This is a genomic window from Rhodococcus sp. YL-1 (assembly GCF_001942025.1).
GTDB classification, from domain to species: Bacteria; Actinomycetota; Actinomycetes; order Mycobacteriales; family Mycobacteriaceae; genus Rhodococcus_F; species Rhodococcus_F qingshengii.
The window spans coordinates 121,507-141,214 of record NZ_CP017304.1; the positions used below are offsets into that span (position 1 = coordinate 121,507).

The following is a 19,708-nucleotide window of genomic DNA, read 5'->3' on the forward strand; positions in this document are numbered from 1 at the left end:
AAGGGAGAGTTTTGCTTCTCTGAACAAGAATTCAAGCTTGGTAATCATGTGGAAGTCCTTCCCGAGATCGATCCGAATCCAGGCATTCCGAGGTCAGTTGTTGCCGATCCTCGTTTCATCGTGGCATCGACCTGTGCGATCTTGTCCCTGACTCCGGTGTAGCTGACCTGCAGTCCTTCGACTTCACCCAGCCAGCCTTCCTGTTTGGCTTCGATGATGCGGGCTTCGAGGTTGTCTCGGATTTCTTCGAGCCTGCCTCGCTGCGTTGGATCCGGCCGCAGGAGTGAGCATCTGACGCAAGCATGCTCATGGATGCAGGGTGTGCCGAACGACCGTGCGCAGGTCCCGACCGATACTTTCCGCTTCTCGAAATGAGACAAGAACGCATCCCATTCCTCGTCGGTCGGTGTCCGGTATTCCTCACTGGGTCTCATCGAACGACGACGCGCGATGAACGCTCGATGCGCTTCGATCGTTTCCGAGGGGTAGACGGCCTTGTAGCCCATCGTCGTGTCAATTGTCTTGTGCCCGCAAATAACCTGTGCGATATGGGGTGGCAGGCCGTTCATGATCGCGTCGGTGACGAATATTCGCCGGAAGTCGTGGGGCTGAAACATCAACGGATCGCCACTGGCATCGGTGAGAGCTGCCACGGTGAGCGCATTGATGAGGAGCTTGCGGACGAAACTCGGTGGGATCGCTCGGCGTTCGTTTCCGATTCCCCGCTGAAAGAGCAGCGGCATCGGCGGATTCCACAGCTTCTCCTGCGTATCGTAGGCAGCCACGAGCGGTATCGATCCGTTGGGTTGCCGCGAACGCTGAACTACCGCACTGAGGACTTCCGCAAGCTCGGGACTGACCAAGATCAGCCGCTCGGTATCGGTCTTCGATGGAGCTATCTGCAGCAGCGGAACCAGTTCACCGGTACTAGGTAGTCGATATTCGGTGATGCTGTGGTGACTGAGCTCGAGGAGCTCTTCATGACGGATACCGCTGAGCCGCAACACTTCGATAGTGGCGAATGCCCAGAATGCTTCCTCGTCCTCGTAGGTGAGATCGCGGCGAACACCGGTAACAGTATTGTCGGCCCATACGACGCGGCCAGTTCCCCGACGGATCAAGGATCGTCGCAGTTCTCCGTCGGTTCCCGCGATCACCTCACCTGGTTCGGTGTTCTGCGCCGCAACAAGTAGAGCCGCTGCGGCCGCGCGGCGGTCAGCTGCGGACCGAACCAACTGCGACAGGACAGGCAATCGCTCGCGAGTGCGCTGATCCATCCGCGCTTTACGGTGTTTGAGTTCCTTGCCTCTTTTGACCTCGGCGTCGCTGATCGGGCAGGGCGCCACCCACTGCGCCCAGCGTGCCGGATCTTCGACGGCCCAGTGCGCGAGGTCGAGATAGAACGCACGCACTTGCAACAGATTGTCTTTGTAATTCTTTCGGGGCGAAGTTGTTTCGTGCTTTCGTCCCGCCGCGTCGACGGCGGTGCGTGTGATCGATCTCAGGTCGTCCTTCCATGCTCGGGCAACGTCAGGCGGCAGCGCCAGGGTGTCGATACCGGGGGCGAGTGTCTCGACGCGGCTCCAGAACAGCCCGGCGAGTCCTCGGGCACGAGAGTTGAGACTGGTGTAGTCCAGCGCGGGTTGACGCTCGCGCAGATAGTCGATGAGCAGAGCTCGGATCGGTTGGTTCTCGATCGGGTAGCGGTCGACGAGTTGTTCGATCGTCAACTGTCCGACCGGAGCGCCGAACGCACGGATGCTGTGTGGTGCATCCTCGGGAAAGATGCCCATCGCACGTAGTCGCAGGTAGAAATCGATCTTCTTCTGACCGCGGCGGGAGTGCACCTGCGCCATCGTTTCGATCAGCTCCACGCAATCGCCGACAGTGATCTCCGCGACCGTCCCGCCTTTGGATACCAGCAGGGTCGCGATTCTGGTCGCTGCGATTCGTGCATCGTCTCGCGAGGTATCCGGCTGAGTGGCAGCAAGCTCGTCCAACCGCGCGAATCCGTCCGGATCTCGCAGCTTTGCCATCATCGGCGCGAGAAACGGGTGCGCCCGGGAGAGCATCCACGGCAACTGCGGCCGGATCACGTCCAGGCACAGCAACATCAGCAGTCCTGCAGCCAGGTCGTTGCGATCATGTCTGACAGGGCGCCCGTGTCCGGCAATCCATTCCACCGGGAGATCGGCCCAGGAGGTTGTCGCGCCGTAACGAGACCCGCGGATGTTCTCGGCGCCGCTGGCGAGCCACCGGGCTTGCCAGGTATCGCCTGGCACCGAAGCCAACCAGGTCAGTATCTTGATCACGCCCCGGTGCCGTCCGGCTCGGGTGGTGACCGCAGCCTCAGCAAGCACCGAGCAGTTCAGTCGGGCCTCGACCTCCTCAGCAGAGGCAGCGGTGTGCGGCCACCAGAGTTCACCTTCGCGTGGTGGAAACTGTTTGTGCAGTTGGCGAATCCTCGAATGCGGCACCGGTGTGACCTCGAAGCGTTCCGGGCGGGTCATGTGCTTGACGGCAGTGCTCACAACGGCCTCCCGAACAGCACGCTCAACGCTGCCGGATCGTATCCAGGAGCAGGAGGCGGCGACGGAGCCCGCGGATGTTCCCGCTGATCAGCAGTACGAGCGTGGTGGGCCAGGACGCTGGCGATCACCTCGTCCTTATCGGGTGTCAGATAAATTTCGGTCGTCGACAAATGGGCGTGCCCCAACACCTCTTTGACCTCCACCAAGGACAAGTGCGGGTCGTTGGCCATCCGCCTCGCTGCACTGTGACGTAAGTCGTGCAGAGTCCAATCCGAACCGAGGGTAGCATTCGCACGCTCGAACATCCGATGCGCCGCATGGTAATTCAACGGGCGGCGAGGCCTTCGCAGTGTCCACCACAACGGTTGCATCCGTCCGAGTGGCACCTCGCCCCGCAACTGCTCCTGATACAACCGCAACCAGACGAACGCGTCCGCCGACGCGGGTACCTGCTCCACCGCACGTGTTCCCTTGCGCACCACAGTAATCAACTGCTGCCCCGGGTCGACATCGCACTCGCGGACTCCCAACAGCTCCGACGCTCGCACCCCCGATGAAATCCAGAACGCCACCAACGCCCGGTCCCGATCCGACGACAACGCCGCGAACAACTTATCGAACAGATCCTCGGGAATCGCTCGGGGAATCCGCTGCGAGACCCGAGGCCGGTAGCGCCCCACACGCTCAGGTGCCCAATGATCCATCGGATTGTGGTGCGCATGAGCCCGTCTCGACCGGCGAGAGAGATCGAGAGGGAACGGATTCAGAAGCGGGCCAGTCCCCGCGTCCCGATGAAAATCGTAGAAACTTCGCAGCACCGTCTCACTGTGCGCCACTGTCGCCGGCGAGTACCCGGCCCCCAGAGCCGGTTTGCCGGTGACAGGATTCGGCGATGCCGCAGCAGTAGCAGCCGCCTCGGCGCTGGCCGGCACCACTGATCCTTGTCGTGCCTTCGCCGTCAACTGGATCCAACAACTGAAATCGCGGGCATCGACCCGATCGGCACGATCCCACGCCACGTCCACAGCGTGAAGGAACCGCCACCATCTGAGCAGATCCATACCGTACGAACGCACCGTCGCCACCGACCTCCCGGAAGCGATCAGCTCCCGGAAGAACACCTCGACGGACTCCACTCGTTCACCGTCGCTGCCCTGCAAGACGTAAGGCTCCGCCGCCTGACCTGTCGCTATCAACCGACCCACTCGGGCCACCACAAGCCCCGACAGATCTCTCGAACTTTCCCCTTCGCTCATGTCCGCAAGCTACCGACCCACATCGACCCCACCCCTTCAGACCTGCACCATTCGGCATTTAGTTCAGTCAACGGGGCAGCTTTGGACCTGCGTGGACCGATGACTACGACGGACCAGGCGGCCACGACGGCTGCGATACACGCATTATCTGCACGCAGTTTTGACATATCTCAAAACCTTGCTGGTAGGCCCCCATTGTTCGATGTCGACGGTGTGAGTTATGTGAGTGACGATGGTCAGTTCGTGTGACGGTCGACCGGTTCGACCGCACGGATAGGGACGATGGCATGTTCAATCACGCACGTGGCCGGTTGATTGGGTTCGGTGGATGTGTAGCACACCTGGTCTGATGTCGGGATTTCCCGACAATCATCCTCATGAGTTTTGTTGATAAGAGTGCAGATCCTCTGCACTGCATATGATTTAGGAGTTTCACGTTGCATAGTCGCTTGGTGCGTTCCCGTTCCCTCCTGGTTGCCGTCACTGCCTTGGTCGGGTTGTCGATTTCCGGTTGCAGTACGACGTTGGCGGATGTGATCCCAGCAGGATCGTTGTCTGTGGATAGCCCTGGTCAGCACGATGTTGATGTGGCTTCTTCCGTTGCGCTGTTGGAGACGCTTCCGGTGAAGGGGCGTGCTCCGAAAACTGGTTACAGCAGAGATCAGTTCGGTCAGGCATGGTCTGATGATGTCGATGTGGAGTTCGGGCATGACGGGTGCGATACGCGCAATAATCTGTTGGCTTCGCGGCTGACTGACGTGGTCTTCAAAGAAGGAAAGAAGCAATGTGTTGTTCTCTCTGGCACGTTGGCTGATCCTTACACTGGAAAGACGATCAATTTTGTTCGGGGACAGGATACTTCGACTGCAGTTCAGATTGACCATGTGGTCGCGTTGAGCGATTCGTGGCAGAAGGGTGCGCAACAATTGAGTCTTCAGGAGCGCACGAATCTGGCGAACGATCCCCGAAATCTGATCCCGGTGGATGGACCGACGAACGCGAAGAAGTCTGATTCCGATGCCGCATCCTGGCTTCCCCCGAACAAGGCGTACCGATGCACCTACGTCTCGAAGCAGATCACGGTGAAGTCGGTCTACCGCCTGTGGGTGACTCAAGCAGAGAAGGATGCGATGTCTGCCGTATTGTCCGCGTGTTGATTCACAGTTCCGCGTAGATTCCGATGCTTGCTGGGGTGTGTTCTTATGTGCCGATTGCTTCGATTCGTCGTGCTGGAGAAACGCTTTGAACCATCCTTTTGAGTGAGGCGCGGGCGGCGGTGAGCTCGTCCTGGAGTTCTTCGGTTCGTGTTGTCATGGTGTCGGCGCGTCTGCGTTCGGAGTCGAGGTCCGAGCGCAGCTCGGCTGCTATCTGTTCGAGCTCGTGGATACGGGCGAGCAGTGTGTCGTGCGGCAGGTGTTCGAGTTGGTTGCCGAGTAGTAGTTGCACTTTGGTCTCGAGCTTGGTTCGGTCCGTTCGTAGCGCCCGAACTTCCTCACGCGCCATCAACAGTTCGGCGTGAAGACTGTCCGCCGTAGCGGACGTGCGTCCGGCGCTGCTTCTGGTGGCGGTGTGGGAGTGCTCTTCTGTGGCGCGTTCGACGGCGGTTCGAATTGCTGCGGTGTTGTAGATGAACCATGGAGAAACGCCTGCGCGACGCGCTATTTCGCTGATGTTGATGCGTTCGCCAGCGGATGAGAGGTCGGCGATGACTGTCAGCGTTCTGCGTTGTTTGTCAGCGCTGTCACGTCGACGGGAGGCGATGAGCCGTTGGGTTCGTATGTCACGGTCATCGGCAGTCATCGTTGTTCGTCCTCGTTCGTGTGGGTGGTTACGGACTCGAGCGGTATGAAGGCAGCTGCGGTCCTCGCTTTCCTCAGTTCGCGGGAGGCGTTGTCGATGACCGCGCGTTGGTCTGCGGGCAGGTCGGCAAGCATTGCGTCCATCGACGAGATGACGTCCGTGAACGCGTGAATTTGGGCGTCGAAGTTGGTGATCACCCACGACGCGGAGTCGGTGGCGATTGCAGTTTCTTTGTCTGTGCGCAGCTCTGCGAGATGCTGCTCGATTGCGGGCCGGTAGGACGGGTCCGGTCGGTAGAAGGAGCATCCTGCGCACTGGAATCGGATCGGGCAGTGTTGGCCGCCGGCTTTGATGTTCGAGGGTTCGGTGCAGTTTCCGAAGGGCACGGCCACCGACTGTCGCTCGTACTCCGTTACCGACGTGAATCCCGCCGGTCGTCCGTGCCTGTCGATCGCGAACTTCGAAATCTCCTCGGTGGCTTGGCGTTTACGTTTGAGTGTGACGGAGAAATATCCCATGGTCGTGTCGACGCTGCGGTGATCCATCAATTCGCGTAGGACGTCCACCGGTGTGCCGTTGTCAGCGTGCCGCTGAGCGTAGGAGTGCCGCAATCCGTAAGGAGTGATCATTGATCTGTCGTAGAGAGCTGGGTTTCCGTCATCGTCGAGTCTTTCGTCGACAAGTTCCGGGATTGCATCGATCCAGATGGCGAAGGCCCGGGACCCGAACTGCGCACCGCTCAAGTGCCCGCGGCGAATGTTGTTGCGGGTTCCCGGCGTGGGAAAGAGCCAGTCGCACAGTGTGTCCGGAACAGACAGCGATTGAAGGTGGTCGAGCCATTGGTCGATCACGGTTGCCGTTGCAGTGCTGATCGGCAATCTACGCCCCATTCTGCGACGTTTACGGTTGTCGTAGACGAGTGTGGGCTTGCCGTCGACCCAGTCCAGGCATGAGCGTTTGAGCCCGACGATCTCACTCGGGCGTCGACCGGTGTCCCGGATGATCTGGTAGACCGTCTGATACATCATGGCGTAGTCGTCAGGGTTCCAGCCCGGCGCGGAGTACGTGGAGTGCCTACCCAGCAGCTCGAGGTGTTGATCGAGTTGTGCGATGACATGTTCGGGGATCGTGCGTCCGAAGTCGTCCTCGCTGGTCTCGACCTGGGCAATTGTGTGCGAACGCAGATCGAGTGCGAAGGAGCCGGGGATGTCATCCATTGCGCCCGTGCGGCGTGAGAACTCGAGAAGTCGGCGCCACCACCCGAGCAATGATCGTCGATGGGTGAAGGAATGGGGCTTGCCCTCTCGATCGGCGCTGGTGCGGAAACCCTCGACGACAGCGCTCATGTCACCGTGGTCGAGTAGTTCGGGGTGATCGCCGTTCGTGCGCAGCGAGAGTTGCCGTGAAGCGATTTCGGCGGCATGAACGGTGTGCCGCAGTGTCGTCACGGGTGGGCGTACCTCGCGGCCGAATTGTTTGGTGATCTCTCGAAGCCATCGCTGTCTGATCTCTCGGAAGTCCACAACGCCACCGGCCGCACTGTATCGCCGGTCCGGAGCAGCTTGCAGGCCCACGACGGCAGGTTTCCACACGTCGGCCATGGTGGGATCAGTACCGGAGTACACGACGTGCGCCCGCTGCAGATGTGTGACCAACGACCGGAACACACCACCGGCTGCAGCTCCGAGTGCCTTCTCGAACTGGCGATTTCCGGCGACATCGAGCAGTGAGCGACAATCCGGTGGGAGGTGGGAAACTATGCTGCGGATCCGCATCGGAACCAAGATGATCTGATCACGGTCACGCTGCTGCACTCCGTAAATAATCTCCGCCGCAACAGTGCCGTTCACCTCACTGAGTTCGAAATCGACTTTCGAAAAGGCTTTTTCGTCTCTTCGTGGAACCGAATCGGGGTCGAATGTCCGGTCGAAGAATGAAGGTGAGGTCCCGTTGAGCTTGCGGTGGCGTTCGCACCGCCTGCAACGGCGGTCGAAGATTTCCACGACCGTCATGCATCGGTCGACTCGGCACAGATAGACCGCTGTCATTTCGTTGTCGACGTCTCCGGTGAATACCTGTCGGCGTGAATCCCATTCCGCGACTCGCCATTGCGGGTCGATTCGTTCGATCAACCACGCTTTCCAGGTCTGTTCGTTTCCAGTCGAGAGGGCTCTTGACTCGACGGGTAGAGCGGTGATGCTCATATGCCCACTCTTTCCACTGCCGCCCTCAGGTCCTCCGCGTCGGGGTGTTGATAGATCGCGGTCGATGCTCGGCTCACATGACCGAGCAACGACTGAACCACGTCGATACCGGTGCCGTTGCGCGTCCAGATTGTGGCTGCCGTATGCCGGAACATGTGGGGCCGCAATCGGAAACCGGCACGGTTGCCGATCCTTTCCACAATCTGTTTTGCGTTCGAATACGACATCGGCGAACCGGCGTGATGCCCGAGAAGGTTGACGAACACGAAGTCCGAGGTCATTGCGGTGGGCACGCTGTCTCGTTCGAGAAGGTACTCGCGATACTGAGTGACCACCTCGTCGCTGACCGGTACGACTCGGGATTGTCCTTTAGCGCGGGCACCGTTCGAATTGCCTTCACGCCGAACAACATGAACATGAGGTCCACGTTCCTGGCATCCCAGATGAACCGAGGTCGGAAGGAAATGCAGGTCGCTACGGCGCGAACCCAATGCCTCTCCGATTCGGAGTCCGGAACGAACCAGCAACAGCACCAGAAAACGGTCTCGTTCGGTGTTCGCGGAGTTCAGAGCATGCGAAAACTGTTCTTCAGTAATAATTTCCGGAGGCTTTACGACTTCCGGCGCTTTGAGGGTTCTGGCACGAATCAGCCGATGCTGACCGGATTCACCTTCGTGGAAATCGCGGGGTGCGTAGGCCAGGTACTTGGGCTGGGACAGCCCAGAAACAACATCTGCGGAGACCAATCCACGCATTCCGCAGAACCTGAGGAATTCGACGACAGCGGTCATCACTGCGTTGACCGATCTGCCGGAGCGCAGCCGGTAGTGGACGGTTGGGGTGTGTTCGACGGCGAATTTGAAACGAGTGAGTTCACCTACACGAATCTCGTGCCAATCCAGTCCGCGACCGGCAGTCCAGTTCAAGAACCAACAGACCCGAGGAACGTATGCGCGGATTGTTTGAGGTGACCTTCCGGCGCCTTGCATGAACAGCACCCACTCGGAAGCCTCCGCGACCGGGCGCATGGATTCTTCGTCCACGATCACCCAACCCGACTGCCCCGTCGTCGGTGAAATGACCTTCTCTACAGCACACGACATCGCCACTCCTATGGCTGTCCCACCTGTGGCATAGACGCTATTAGATAACCATGAGGGACAGGGCGACCGACACGCCGTGCCTACCGTGCCTTCATCCTGATGCGGCGCTAGAGATAACGCGTAACAATGTTCTGGCGCAACAACTCACCACCATTGAAACGAAGCCGGGGACGAAGAACTGTGTCGTCGTGGCAGGAACACTTCAGGATTCCTATACCGGCACGACCATCGAATTCGAGAAGGCCAACGCCTCGGCGGTTCAGATCGACCATGTCTTATCAGCAGCTTTGTCAAGGAGTCTTCCTCTTTCTGCTGGTCATTATGTCGATGTCATGCCGCTGATGGCTGTGGTGGCAGTGCGATGGGCCAGAGCGTGAGCGGCGTCGCGGCGGTGGCTGCGGCGTTCGTTGTCGCTGTTTCTGGTTGCTCGGCCCTTCCTGCTGATGGCGGGACGGTATTCGCCGCTCCGGTGTCGGAGACCGCTGCGCCTGGTGCGCAGGTTGAAGAGGCACTGTCCGCGTTGGAGCAGCTTGCGGTGAAGGGTCGTGCGCCGAAGACGGGGTATGCGCGCAGCGAGTTCGGTGCCGCGTGGACTGATACGAACACCGCTATGTGGGGCGGGAACTCGCTGAGCACTCGCGAGGACATACTCTCCCGTGACCTTATGGACGTCACGTGCAAGGGCCGCTCAGGTGTGGCCGCGCCGCCGTGCGTGGTGCAGTCGGGAGTCCTTCACGATCCGTATACCGGGACCACGGTGAATTTCGTTCGCGGGGAGACGACTTCGCCACTCGTCCCGATCGAGCATGTAGTCGCCCTTGGTGATTCGTGGCAGAAGGGCGCGCAGCAGTTGTCTGCCGCCGAACGTGTCGACCTGGCGAATGATCCGCTCAATCTCATCGCCACTACGCAGGCTCCGAACTCGGCGAAGAGTGACTCCGATGCCGCCTCGTGGCTTCCTCCGAACAAGGCGTTCCGATGTGCTTATGTGGCTCGTCAGGTCGCGGTCAAACTCCGGTATCGGTTGTGGGTGACCAAGGCGGAGAAAGACGCGATTGCCGCTGTCCTGTCGACGTGTCCCGGCCTGGCGCTTCCCTCCAATGCCGAGGCGGCGGGTCGTGTTTCGTGGACGAGCAGCGAAACCGATTACCCTCAGGGCGCTAGCGGGAGTCGGCGAGTCGTCGCCGCAGCGCGAGGTTCTCGCCGTGGGCGACCGCGAGCGCCTTGCGCAGCTCGCCGAGCTCTTCGGCGTGCCGGCGTTTGAGTTCCTTGAGCTGCGAGGACAGTGCTCTGACCGCGGACGATGCGGACTGCCGTTCGCGTTCGGACATCTGTTCCGGAGTTGTTCGGTGGTGCGGGCGCCTGGTGCGGAGGTCGTTGATCTTTGTGCGCAGGTCGGGCTGGTTGTAGAGGAAGTCGGTGGAGACCGTGGCGCGGCGAGCGACGGCCGCGAAGGTGACCGGCTCGCCTGCATTGCTGAGTGCCAGCAGAGCCGCTTCCGCGCGCGCTCTGGTCTCGGTGTGGCGTTGTCGCGCTGCGGCGGTGAGGTGTTCGGGCACGGGCTTGTTCTCCTTGCTCTAGGTGGTGGTTCCGGGGCCGCGAACGGCCTTGTCGGCGGCGGAAACATCGTTGATCGAGAGCAGGATCCGGTTGAGCGAGTCGACCTCGATCCGGCGGCCTTGCAGCCAGATGTTCGTCTCGTCCATCGGGGCGCCGTACTTCGCGGTGAACACTGCTTGCCGGTGTTCGATCAGGGTTTCCGTGTCGGTGAGCTGGGTCCGCAACTGCGGGGCGTGAGTGGAGTCGGTGACGAACTTCGAGCAGGACAGGCAGGCGTTTCCCTTATCGCACAATTGTTTCGGTGGGAGCGTGCACCAACCGTTGGGCAGAATGCGGTCAGCTCGCTTGTCGAGCTGGATCAGATCGTAGAGGTCGGAGCTGTCGATCGAGGCGGTGCGGCCGTCGCGGGTGACTTTCTTGTATCGGAGGAATTCCTCCTCCATAGTCTGCGCAGAGGTCACGGCGTAGTGCAAGGTCATGTCCGGGGAGACATGACCGAAGTAGCGCATCACGACGTGAAGCGGCACTCCAGCGTTGATCAGGTTGGTCGCGGCGGTGTGCCGGAAGCGGTGTGTCTTGGAGACCGCGACCTGACGGCCGACGGAGTCTCTGATGTTGAGCAGTCTGGTGAGCCTGCTGAACCGCAGATGCATTGTCGGAAGCGGGTAAGGCTTGTCGCCCAGTCGGTTTCGGCTCGCGCAGAGGAACAGGTATTTCGGCGTTACGTCAGAGTTTCCGAAGTGCGCCATCATGTCTCGGGCGTGCTTTTGCTGGGCTCGGATGATCGTGACGATCTCCTCGTCCACGGGGATCGTGGGTGCGACGTTCGATTCGATCTTCGTCTGTTGATACCGCATCCGGGCGACGAAGCCCGCGCTGTCAGGATCACCGTATGTGCGATTGTGCAGGATCGGTTCGAGCGGGTCGAAGTCCATCATCAGCACCTCGTTGGCGCGACGTCCGGTGCGCAGCAGAAGCATCAGGATGTGGAAGGCTTGCAGGTCGCCGAGCCCGCCCTCCTTCACAGGCTGTGCGAGCAGGCCGCTGCCCTCGGCGATCTGCTGCATGACATCCTCTTCGAGGACCATGTCGTGTGCCTTGACGTTGGCCAAGCGGGGCTTGTCCTCGGGGCGGAACAGCACGCAGTGCTCGGGTCGCAGAGTGGCCCAGGCGCTGATGCCGAGTTCGGTGGCGGCTTCATCCCGGTGGTCATACATGAACTGGTAGAACTGCTCGATCGCGGTCATGATCTGGCGGCGTGGGTTCGTCGCCAGCGCCTTGCCCGCGCGTACCCCGGACTCGATGCGGTGTGCGAGGAGCATGTCGCAGAAGCCGCGGATGAAGTCCCGCAGGCGGTGTGGGTCCGTTGTCAGGCACGGGCCCTGATCGGCGGTGGTGTCGATGTAGCGTTGCAGCCATTTCAGGGCGTCCAGGCGCGATTTGACCGTGCTCCACGAGTACCGCTCCGTGGTCAGGCCCGCCGAAAGCCAGTACTTCGCTCCTTCACGCAACCACAGGCTGGTCAGGTTGGTGAAGTGCATTGTCGTGCGACCTTGCGGTTCGTGGTCGCGTTGGGGCACCCTCGGGTCGAGGCTGGGATTCCAGACGTTCAGCTCCCACCACGGGCCGCGGTGATAGGCGTACCCGAGCACGGCGGCCATGTGCCCGAGGCGGTAGGTGCCGCCTTTGAACGCAGATTCGCCGATCTTCGCACCGCGCATCTGTGCTTTCCGTGCGGATCGCACCCACTCGTCAGGCGAACGGTGCAGCAGCGATTGCGCCGACCGGCACTCGTCGTCGTGATTCATCGCGGCGCGCAGCAGGATGAAGGCGGCATTCGTCTCGATGACGCGGACGAAGTGACCCAGCTCGATGCGCCGGTGGATGATCCAGGCGATCTCCCAGGTCATCGGCTCCGGCAAACCGCGGAAGTTCAGGTAGCAGGAGGTCCAGCTCCCGCCGACGTTGACTTCGCGGATCGCCGGTCGGTAGTGCGCCGGCATCGTCTTCTTGTCGAAGTGATCGCTGCGGCATTCTTCGGGCAGAGAGTCCCAGAGCCTGCGGGCGATGGTGAGGTCGAACATGTCCGCTAGTGCCAACCCCGGGTCGATCTGGTGCAGTCTCTTGGGGCTGCGCGACCATGACGTGATGGCGGGATCGGTTGCTGGGCTAGACATTCGGGTACTCCCATCCGGCGACGTATTCGCGCCAATTCGCTACCGAGGCCAGCTCGGCGTCCTCGGTGACGTGGCCGTAGATGTTCATCGTGGTCTGCACGCTCGCGTGTCCGAGGCGGCGGCTGACGGTGTGGACGGGACTCCCCGCCAGCAACAGCGCGGTGGCGTGGGTGTGCCGAAACCAGTGCGGTGTCATCAGGTTCGGGAGGGCGGTGTCGTGATGCTTCATCGAGCGCAGGTGCGCATAGACCGACTCGGTACGCAGGGGCGCGAACAGCGGGTTCCGCATCACGTTGCAGAAGATGTAGCTGCTGTCCCAATCATCGAGGGCGACATCGGCGCCTCGGTCGCACAGCCACCACACGTAGTCGGCGTAGAGCCGGTCGAGCCGCGACCCGATGTGGACCTCGCGTTCCCCGGACTTGGCGGACAGGCCGTACGGGTGTGGCCTGCTCACGATCGCGACCCGGGCGCTCTTGCCGCCGATCCCGGTGTTCCAGTCGCGGTGCTCCAACGAGAGGGCTTCGCCGATCCGCATGCCCGATTCCGCCAGGACTGCCCACAGGAACCGATATCGCAGGTCACCTCTCCACTCCTCGAGTGTTGGGTCGTAGGTGGCCTCGGCGCCTTGGAGGGCGTCGATCGTGGTCGGCGCCAGAACCGGGATGGCCTTGCGGGCGGCGCGGATTCGGATGGCGGCGCGCTTCTGTGGCGCTCGCCTGGCCACGTGCTCGAGGAACGAGAGGTAGCGGCCGGATCGGACGTGGGCTTGCTTCCACAGGAACGGCGCAGCGTCTGTTCCGCTGTCGGCTTGGTAGCGGTAGAAACTCATCACTGCGCGCATGCGGAGATTCACCGTGCTGTCGCTGAGCGTCGGTCGGGGGCGGAGTTCGCGGATCGGCGAGTCCTGCTCGCCGTAGCGCAGGGCCGAGATGAAGTCGCCGAAGTCGTGCAGCTTCACCGCATCCCACGACGTGCCGGTCACTTCCAGGAACGACCACCACTGGGCCAGGCTCTGTGCGTAGGCGCGGGTGGTGTTCGGCCGGAAGTCGATTTGCCGCCCGTACTCGAGGTAGGCCTCGACCGGCTCAACGAGACCGAACGATCTGTCGATCACCGTCCAGGTCGTTGTACCGTCGTTGAGAGTGACACGTTGCGCTGTAGCCATCAGCCCGCTCCCGTTCGTCTGAAGTCGAAGCTACGCCCGGCGCTGCCTAATTCGAGGCACCCGAACGGCGCGTGTCTGCGGTGTCATCGGCGTACTTCGCTACCTGCAGATAACACCGTCGCCCACATGTCCCGAATCTGTGGAAGGAAGCTCAGGATGATGTCAACGGCACTAACTACTAGCTACGGATTACACGTGTATCCCCTTGCGAGGGCATGGAAAATGGGTGCTTCGAAGTGGACTGTCGACAAACGAATCCAGTTTGCCAACGACATCGATCGCAACCTGATGGCCGTGGACGGATCCACGAACGGGAAGAAATCCGACAAAGGGCTCGATGAATGGATGCCCCCCAATGCTGCGTACGGATGCGAGTATGCGGCACGCTATTTGACAGTCGCCCGCGACTACGCGCTGAGCGTCACCACCGGTGACCTCCACAGCGCTTCACTTGCGTGCGGACTGGATCCGGCGATAACCAAGGAGAAATGACAGATGAGCCCCACACCGACCAACAAGAAGGCCGTGGACACAGCACGCAAGAGTGCTGAGGCCCTGGCCCACAAGGCGCTTCAGGCGCGGGTATCGCTTGTCGGCGCAATTGGTGAGGCACAGGCCTCTGCGCAGGAAATACTTGATCAGCGCGAGGTTCTTCTTGCCAAGCATGCCCAGGAACTCGACGCGCTCGACGCAGAACACGCAGAGGCGGAAGACAAGATCAAAACCGCATACGACACAGCCGTTTCGGGTGGCTGGACCGCACGTGAACTTACAGAGATGGGCTATTCGGCGCCGAAGAAGAAGAAACCGCGCCGGCAGAAGCCGGCCGCTGCCGAAACCCCGCAGCCGGCCACCCCGCCGACCCCGCCGAGTCAAACCGGTGAACAGCCCAGCCGTACCGATCACAACGACTAAATCGCCTGCCAGCTTTGCAGAACAGAGGAGTTCACGATGGACCACAACTCGCCGCTCGATATCGATTCGGTTGTACGTGTCCTCCCTGCCTGCACCAGCTGCGAGCTCGAAAAGCAAGCTGGCGTCGAGGTGACTCACGTCCGGCCGGCGCAGTGGGCTCTCACATTGAGAGACTGCTGCGCCGGATGGACCCCGAGTCCGCACCTGGTGTGCCACATCCATTTCGTGGAATTGCTCACTCAACATCTCCCCGCCCAATGTGTGGTGTGCGGAAGAATCAGCCGGAACATCTCCGATGTCCTCGACACCGCGATGACGTTGGGAACTCAAGTCCCCACTCCGCACCGCAAAACTGCGTGATCGGACCCCATTCGAGGAAGTAGACCCTTATGTCTCGCAGCTACACCAGATCGAGCCCAGACGGCGTATCCGGTGTCGTGGACGTCGACGGCGGAAACTCGAACGTGGCGACGAAAAAGCAAGCTCTTGTCATTCCCGAAGAGCGATATGCAGAGCGAGAGAAGGAAAGAGCATCCGCTCGGAACCTCGACTCGGCCACCGAAGGTATGAGTCTGACCCGAGCTTCCAAGGATCTCAACCGTGCTTTTCCTCGCCCGGGCACCGCCCCGATCACCGATGCACGATTGCGCCGAAACTTGCCTGGCGAGATCGAACTCCGCAAGAACTTGAGTTCGAGACAACGCAAAGCGCGCTCGGTGGCCAAACGTGCTGTTCTCGACGCGATGCCGGGGACACAACACCGCGCGTTACACGGGTTGGTGTCGGACCCGAAGACATGGGAGGAGACGAACGCCGCCCTGTCGAGAGTTAACGGCGACGCGGTCATGCTCGACGACAAACAACGAAAAGAGGTCCAGCGCATCGACCGTGCGATCCAATCTGCGGAATCGAAAACAGGGCGAGGCCATCTGGTCTACACCGAAGTCACCATGCCTCATCCAGTGGCCGGACAGCATGATTGGCCATCGAATTTGCAACCAGGGGCAGTGATTTCCTTTGACCGCTTCACAGCCGGCGCACACACGCTTCACGAACTGGACGCTCATCGAGGCCCCAACGACGTTGCCTTCGAGATCGAAACGAGCCGTGGCATGTACCTCGGCCAGTCTGACAGCGGGAACAACACCGCGCACGTGCTTCCTCGCGGAATGCATGTCGAAGTAGTCGCTGTGCACAACGCGCCGTACGAACGACCCGGTCTGCCGCCCGGCGAACGAATCGTCGTGCAACTACGCGAGATCACAACGCCCGACACGACTTAGAAAGAAGCCGATCATGGGTTACACCGACGCACAAGGCCGCCCCGAAATATTCATGCACCCCGACATTTTGGCTGGCAAGTCGACGTTCAACATCGTTGAATCGGCTTCGGAGGATCTGTCGACCGCGGACGCCGACAACAATGACGTTGTTGGCGAAAAGAAAAATCGGAGGTCACCTAAAAGGTGATGCCTCCGACTCTCACTGTGCAATCTCAGTGCCCAGATCTTAACCGCAGAGACAGTCAGAGTGCAACTGAAAAGTCCACGTGTACAAAGTAATCAAGCGCAACGGAGAAGGTACTGATGAAGCGACATTCCACCAGACGCTGCACCATCGCGATAGCAGCAATGATTGTGGCTGCAGTCGCAGGGTGCACTGATTCGGGATCCGAGAGCGAGTCGTCAGCGGCAAGAACCGCCAGCGAAGCATCCCGCTCGTCAACCTCTACCGCAGCGCCGGGCAAGGCTGGTGCGACGTCTGCCCGAGGACAAGCGGGGATCACAGACGGAACCCTCGATCCTTCCCCGACACAGCCCGGTATCGCGTTACCAGTTCAGCCCGAAATTTCGTCGCCTGTAGCCGCATCGGCCGGCGACACATGCGGGACAGTCATCCCCCACGCGACAGGCGCTGTTCAGCCGGTGATCGTCCTAACCGGGTCCATCGAGTGCGCGACCGCATTGGCAGTCAGTGAGCGATACCTCAACGATGCGTCGGTGGCGAGTGAAGGTCAGGGGCGGTTCGCAACAATCGACGGGTGGCACTGCAACTGGCCGTATGTGGATGGCCGATCCCATGCGGAGTCCTATCTCCAATGCACTGATGTGGCCCAAAACTCGTTCCAAATCGGCGAATAGATCACATGCGCAGGCAATTAGACGTACTCGCGGATGCGAGGAAGGACATCCGCGATTTCCTCGAACAACGTCGGCCATCCGCGCCGTAACCACGTAGCCCGACCTTGTTCGAGGAAATGACCGTCCACGAGATGACTGACCCGCAAATTTGCTTCTGAAACGCCGAGGCCACGCATTTTGTCGTAGATCGGGTTGGCAGGAAGTTCGCGTCGAGCGATATACCCCCAGACATCGTCGCGGGTCCAATCCCACACCGGCCCGTACGCGCGTGTTTTGTCCGCGCGCGCAATCGATCCTCCATGAGCCCGGCGTTGTTCGGCTTTGGTGGCACAACATGATCGGCAACTTCGTTCAATTTCGAGCGCGAGATTGCTGTAATAGAGAGACCATCTACCAGTGCCTTTAGCCGATTCGTCCGCGCGCACACCCCACATCTCGCCTGGACCGTGGTCGGTGTGCGCGCGCCGAGAAGGCTCCGCAATCAACGCGTCCTGCAAAGAAGCGGACGGCGAGTGGTCACCTGCACGGCTGCCGTGCTGCCAACCGCCGTCGCTGGCGAGGACTTCCAGGAGCGACGGCTCTGCCGCATAAACCTGAAAGTTCAACTTCCATTCCTGCGCGATCTGTTGCACGAATTCGTACGTCTCGGGAAACTCCGCTCCCGAGTCGAAGAAGACGACGGGAACATTCGGCTCCACCGAAAGTGCGAGGTGGAGCACAACGAGAGAATCCTTGCCGCCGGAGAATGCGACATAGCCGTCATTGTCTTCCAGGTGCGCAGCGATTCTTGTCCGTATTGACGCCAGATCGTGCCGCGCCGGACGAAAGCTGTTGAGAACAGCCATATTCAGGCCATCCGGCGTTGCGGTCATCATGGGTCCTTTCGTGAGACTTTCAACTGTATCGACGCTATGCATCTCAGAGCGAACGTGTATTTGTGAACGAATCTCAGAGCCCGCGGCAGGTATTGACCTGTTCGTCGTGTATCTACTCGGTGATACGTTCGCGGAAATCGTCCAAAACGAATTTCGACGAAAGTGGGGGACCATGCCTAGTGAACAGGGTAATCGCAATCCGGAATTGCCACCGTGGCTCGATGCCAGCGCAGATAACGGTGAGAAGGCGCCGGACACCGACAGTCATCATCAAGTACGCCCTGACGACCGCGCAACCAGTCACGCATCACCTCAGCACGAGCGACCTCAGGTCCGCGTCGCACCTCAAGTGCAGCCGTCCGCGCCCTCAGGTCCTTCGCACGCCATCGAATCAGGATCCCAGGCGGCGAACGATAGCTGGCAGCCGATCGCCCCTCCGGAGACAAACCAGGGGGAGACGCGACCGCCCGCGGTCGATCCAATTCGTCACGGCGGGGGTGTCCAGGAAACGCAGGAGACAGCCCCGATGAGCCCTCCGCGCAATCGCTATGTCGACTCCACGTTGAACCAGGAAGCGACTGTTGCACACTCGCAGCCGGTCCAGCCGAGTTCGGCGCGGGGCACAAATGTTCGGGGTGCGGTGCCATCCAACCCGCCGGCGAGTGCGCAGCCAGCAGCGCCGTCTGCCACACCGACTGCGCCCAAGCCCCCTGCCGTGTCGACTCCGGCATGGGATCTGCCTACGACAACTTTTCCCGCGCAAGGCGCCGGCGCAGACAGTCGAGGGTCGTACGGTTCCCCGGGAGACAGCACTTCTGTCCCACAGCCCCTCAACCCGCTTTCCTACCCCCAGCATCAGCAAGCCGAAAACGCACAGATCGACCCCCGTCCGTCCGTTCCATCGGCAGGGCAAGTGAGTTCCGTACCAGTAGAAAATCCGCAGGGGCAGCAACAACCCCACAACGGTGCACCGCCTCAATGGCAAAACAGCCGACCGCGCCAGGTCAACGCCGGAATTGCATCGGATTTCCGTTCCTCTACGCCGCCCAAGCGCACTATCGACGACCTCGACATCATTCGTCGTGCGAAGCGCCCGCCGGCGAAAGGTTTCCGCCGCTTCCTGTTCAAATTGACAGGGGGCAAGGTCAACCCGGGTCAGTCGCAGGCAGAGCTCGAGTACCTCGAATTGGTCAAGCGGATCAATCAGCCGTCGCGAGGTGTCTACAAAATCGCTTTCGTTTCTCTCAAAGGAGGGGTGGGAAAAACCACTGCAGCGAAAACCGTGGGGTCGACGTTCGCCTCGCTGCGAGGCGATCGCGTCATCGCGATCGACGCCAACCCGGACGCCGGAACCCTTGCCGATCGGGAACATCGCGAGCACCGGTACACCGTCCGAGACCTGCTGGCGGATCACCAGATCCGCACCTACAGCGATGTGAGGCACTACACCTCTCAGGGTGACAGCCGCCTGGAGATCCTCGCCAACGAAACAGATCCGGCGACCTCCGAAGCCTTCAACGAGCAGGACTATCTCGACGCACTCAAGACGTTGGAGGTGCACTACAACATCATCATCACCGATTGCGGAACCGGCATGATGCATTCGGCGATGAAGGGAATCCTCGACGAGGCCGATGCAGTAGTTGTTGTCAGCCCCACCGCCCAGGACGGCGCACGGTCGGCTGTCTCCACCTTGGCGTGGCTCAACGAGCAAGGACATCAACGTCTGGTGGAAAAGGCAGTGGTGGTGGTCAATTCGACACGGCCGGGATCGTCTTCTCTCGACCTGAGTCAGCTCGAAGACGTTTTCCGTCAGCAAGGCGTACGGGCAGTCCGCATCATCCCGTTCGACGAACACCTCGGGGAAGGCGGCCCGATCGACCTGCCGCTGCTGAGCAAGAAGACCGAACGTGCGTACCTCGAACTCGCGGCGGATCTCGCCGACGATTTCGTGAACAAGGGACCCGCATAACGAAAC

Annotated in this window: 18 protein-coding genes; 9 read left to right on the plus strand and 9 right to left on the minus strand. The window is 60.7% G+C overall.

Going from position 1 to position 19,708, the window contains the following annotated elements:
• Positions 1–44 precede the first annotated feature (44 nt).
• Together BH682_RS34635 and BH682_RS34640 are read right to left on the minus strand one after the other, a co-directional pair.
• Positions 45–2,531 (minus strand): site-specific integrase, encoded by a 2,487-nt coding sequence (locus BH682_RS34635; RefSeq protein WP_011133408.1) that lies wholly within the window; start codon positions 2,529–2,531, stop codon positions 45–47.
• Positions 2,528–3,787 (minus strand): tyrosine-type recombinase/integrase, encoded by a 1,260-nt coding sequence (locus BH682_RS34640; protein ID WP_011133407.1) that lies wholly within the window; start codon positions 3,785–3,787, stop codon positions 2,528–2,530. Before BH682_RS34640 ends, BH682_RS34635 begins: the two co-directional genes overlap by 4 nt.
• 452 nt (positions 3,788–4,239) lie before the next feature.
• On the opposite strand from BH682_RS34640, the gene BH682_RS34645 reads away from it, so the two are divergent.
• Positions 4,240–4,944, plus strand: a complete 705-nt coding sequence (locus BH682_RS34645; RefSeq protein WP_174519535.1) for an HNH endonuclease family protein — start codon at positions 4,240–4,242, stop codon at positions 4,942–4,944.
• Positions 4,945–4,987: 43 nt separating this feature from the next.
• Here BH682_RS34645 and BH682_RS34650 read toward each other — a convergent pair whose 3' ends face one another.
• The 3 genes from BH682_RS34650 to BH682_RS34660 are packed head-to-tail and all read right to left on the minus strand — an operon-like array spanning position 4,988 to position 8,894.
• Positions 4,988–5,587: a DUF6262 family protein gene (locus BH682_RS34650; RefSeq protein WP_047269065.1), complete on the minus strand. Its 600-nt coding sequence runs from the start codon at positions 5,585–5,587 to the stop codon at positions 4,988–4,990.
• Positions 5,584–7,791, minus strand: coding sequence for a tyrosine-type recombinase/integrase (locus tag BH682_RS34655; protein WP_058037609.1), 2,208 nt, complete (start codon positions 7,789–7,791; stop codon positions 5,584–5,586). Before BH682_RS34655 ends, BH682_RS34650 begins: the two co-directional genes overlap by 4 nt.
• The gene (locus BH682_RS34660; RefSeq protein ID WP_047269064.1) at positions 7,788–8,894 is read right to left on the minus strand and encodes a tyrosine-type recombinase/integrase; all 1,107 of its coding nucleotides are present in this window, start codon (positions 8,892–8,894) and stop codon (positions 7,788–7,790) included. Before BH682_RS34660 ends, BH682_RS34655 begins: the two co-directional genes overlap by 4 nt.
• Before the next feature lie 188 nt (positions 8,895–9,082).
• Between BH682_RS34660 and BH682_RS36180 the strand changes: the two genes are divergently transcribed.
• Positions 9,083–9,271: a hypothetical protein gene (locus tag BH682_RS36180; RefSeq protein WP_143542546.1), complete on the plus strand. Its 189-nt coding sequence runs from the start codon at positions 9,083–9,085 to the stop codon at positions 9,269–9,271.
• Positions 9,256–10,158, plus strand: coding sequence for an HNH endonuclease family protein (locus BH682_RS34665; protein WP_070160272.1), 903 nt, complete (start codon positions 9,256–9,258; stop codon positions 10,156–10,158). The genes BH682_RS36180 and BH682_RS34665 overlap by 16 nt, the downstream gene beginning before the upstream one ends.
• On the opposite strand, the gene BH682_RS36185 is transcribed toward BH682_RS34665, so the two are convergent.
• The 3 genes from BH682_RS36185 to BH682_RS34680 are packed head-to-tail and all read right to left on the minus strand — an operon-like array spanning position 10,055 to position 13,799.
• Positions 10,055–10,453, minus strand: coding sequence for a DUF6262 family protein (locus tag BH682_RS36185; RefSeq protein WP_047270891.1), 399 nt, complete (start codon positions 10,451–10,453; stop codon positions 10,055–10,057). The genes BH682_RS34665 and BH682_RS36185 overlap by 104 nt on opposite strands.
• 18 nt (positions 10,454–10,471) lie before the next feature.
• Complete coding sequence (locus tag BH682_RS34675; protein WP_083291452.1) at positions 10,472–12,631, minus strand: tyrosine-type recombinase/integrase; 2,160 nt, start codon at positions 12,629–12,631, stop codon at positions 10,472–10,474.
• Entirely contained in the window at positions 12,624–13,799 is a 1,176-nt protein-coding gene (locus tag BH682_RS34680; protein ID WP_058037612.1) for a tyrosine-type recombinase/integrase, read from the minus strand. The genes BH682_RS34675 and BH682_RS34680 overlap by 8 nt, the downstream gene beginning before the upstream one ends.
• Positions 13,800–13,958: 159 nt before the next feature.
• Here BH682_RS34680 and BH682_RS34685 point away from each other — a divergent pair, with 159 nt between their 5' ends.
• From BH682_RS34685 to BH682_RS36190, 5 genes are read left to right on the plus strand one after another with little or no spacing between them, the layout of a single operon-like run.
• On the plus strand, positions 13,959–14,291 hold the full coding sequence (locus BH682_RS34685; RefSeq protein WP_223304551.1) for an HNH endonuclease family protein: 333 nt from the start codon (positions 13,959–13,961) through the stop codon (positions 14,289–14,291).
• A gap of 3 nt (positions 14,292–14,294) precedes the next feature.
• On the plus strand, positions 14,295–14,714 hold the full coding sequence (locus BH682_RS34690; RefSeq protein WP_075836597.1) for a hypothetical protein: 420 nt from the start codon (positions 14,295–14,297) through the stop codon (positions 14,712–14,714).
• Between the two features lie 36 nt (positions 14,715–14,750).
• A complete protein-coding gene (locus BH682_RS34695) occupies positions 14,751–15,074 on the plus strand; it encodes a hypothetical protein (RefSeq protein ID WP_075836599.1) in 324 nt (107 codons plus the stop codon).
• A 29-nt stretch (positions 15,075–15,103) separates the two neighbouring features.
• Entirely contained in the window at positions 15,104–15,997 is an 894-nt protein-coding gene (locus BH682_RS34700; protein WP_075836601.1) for a hypothetical protein, read from the plus strand.
• A gap of 13 nt (positions 15,998–16,010) precedes the next feature.
• Positions 16,011–16,184: a hypothetical protein gene (locus tag BH682_RS36190; protein ID WP_155419214.1), complete on the plus strand. Its 174-nt coding sequence runs from the start codon at positions 16,011–16,013 to the stop codon at positions 16,182–16,184.
• Between the two features lie 688 nt (positions 16,185–16,872).
• Here the strand turns inward: BH682_RS36190 and BH682_RS34710 are convergent.
• A complete protein-coding gene (locus tag BH682_RS34710) occupies positions 16,873–17,727 on the minus strand; it encodes a phosphoadenosine phosphosulfate reductase domain-containing protein (protein ID WP_075836683.1) in 855 nt (284 codons plus the stop codon).
• Between the two features lie 916 nt (positions 17,728–18,643).
• On the opposite strand from BH682_RS34710, the gene BH682_RS34715 reads away from it, so the two are divergent.
• The gene (locus BH682_RS34715) at positions 18,644–19,702 is read left to right on the plus strand and encodes a MinD/ParA family ATP-binding protein (RefSeq protein ID WP_223304552.1); all 1,059 of its coding nucleotides are present in this window, start codon (positions 18,644–18,646) and stop codon (positions 19,700–19,702) included.
• Positions 19,703–19,708: the final 6 nt, after the last annotated feature.

Bases quoted from the DNA above. Each gene is read 5' to 3' on its own strand.
- BH682_RS34685 (WP_223304551.1), top strand. From the start codon at position 13,959: ATGTCAACGGCACTAACTACTAGCTACGGATTACACGTGTATCCCCTT.
- BH682_RS34660 (WP_047269064.1), bottom strand. From the start codon at position 8,894: ATGTCGTGTGCTGTAGAGAAGGTCATTTCACCGACGACGGGGCAGTCG.
- BH682_RS34695 (WP_075836599.1), top strand. From the start codon at position 14,751: ATGGACCACAACTCGCCGCTCGATATCGATTCGGTTGTACGTGTCCTC.
- BH682_RS34700 (WP_075836601.1), top strand. From the start codon at position 15,104: ATGTCTCGCAGCTACACCAGATCGAGCCCAGACGGCGTATCCGGTGTC.
- BH682_RS34675 (WP_083291452.1), bottom strand. From the start codon at position 12,631: ATGTCTAGCCCAGCAACCGATCCCGCCATCACGTCATGGTCGCGCAGC.
- BH682_RS36190 (WP_155419214.1), top strand. From the start codon at position 16,011: ATGGGTTACACCGACGCACAAGGCCGCCCCGAAATATTCATGCACCCC.
- BH682_RS34710 (WP_075836683.1), bottom strand. From the start codon at position 17,727: ATGACCGCAACGCCGGATGGCCTGAATATGGCTGTTCTCAACAGCTTT.
- BH682_RS34665 (WP_070160272.1), top strand. From the start codon at position 9,256: ATGGGCCAGAGCGTGAGCGGCGTCGCGGCGGTGGCTGCGGCGTTCGTT.
- BH682_RS34655 (WP_058037609.1), bottom strand. From the start codon at position 7,791: ATGAGCATCACCGCTCTACCCGTCGAGTCAAGAGCCCTCTCGACTGGA.
- BH682_RS34680 (WP_058037612.1), bottom strand. From the start codon at position 13,799: ATGGCTACAGCGCAACGTGTCACTCTCAACGACGGTACAACGACCTGG.
- BH682_RS34650 (WP_047269065.1), bottom strand. From the start codon at position 5,587: ATGACTGCCGATGACCGTGACATACGAACCCAACGGCTCATCGCCTCC.
- BH682_RS34690 (WP_075836597.1), top strand. From the start codon at position 14,295: ATGAGCCCCACACCGACCAACAAGAAGGCCGTGGACACAGCACGCAAG.
- BH682_RS34640 (WP_011133407.1), bottom strand. From the start codon at position 3,787: ATGAGCGAAGGGGAAAGTTCGAGAGATCTGTCGGGGCTTGTGGTGGCC.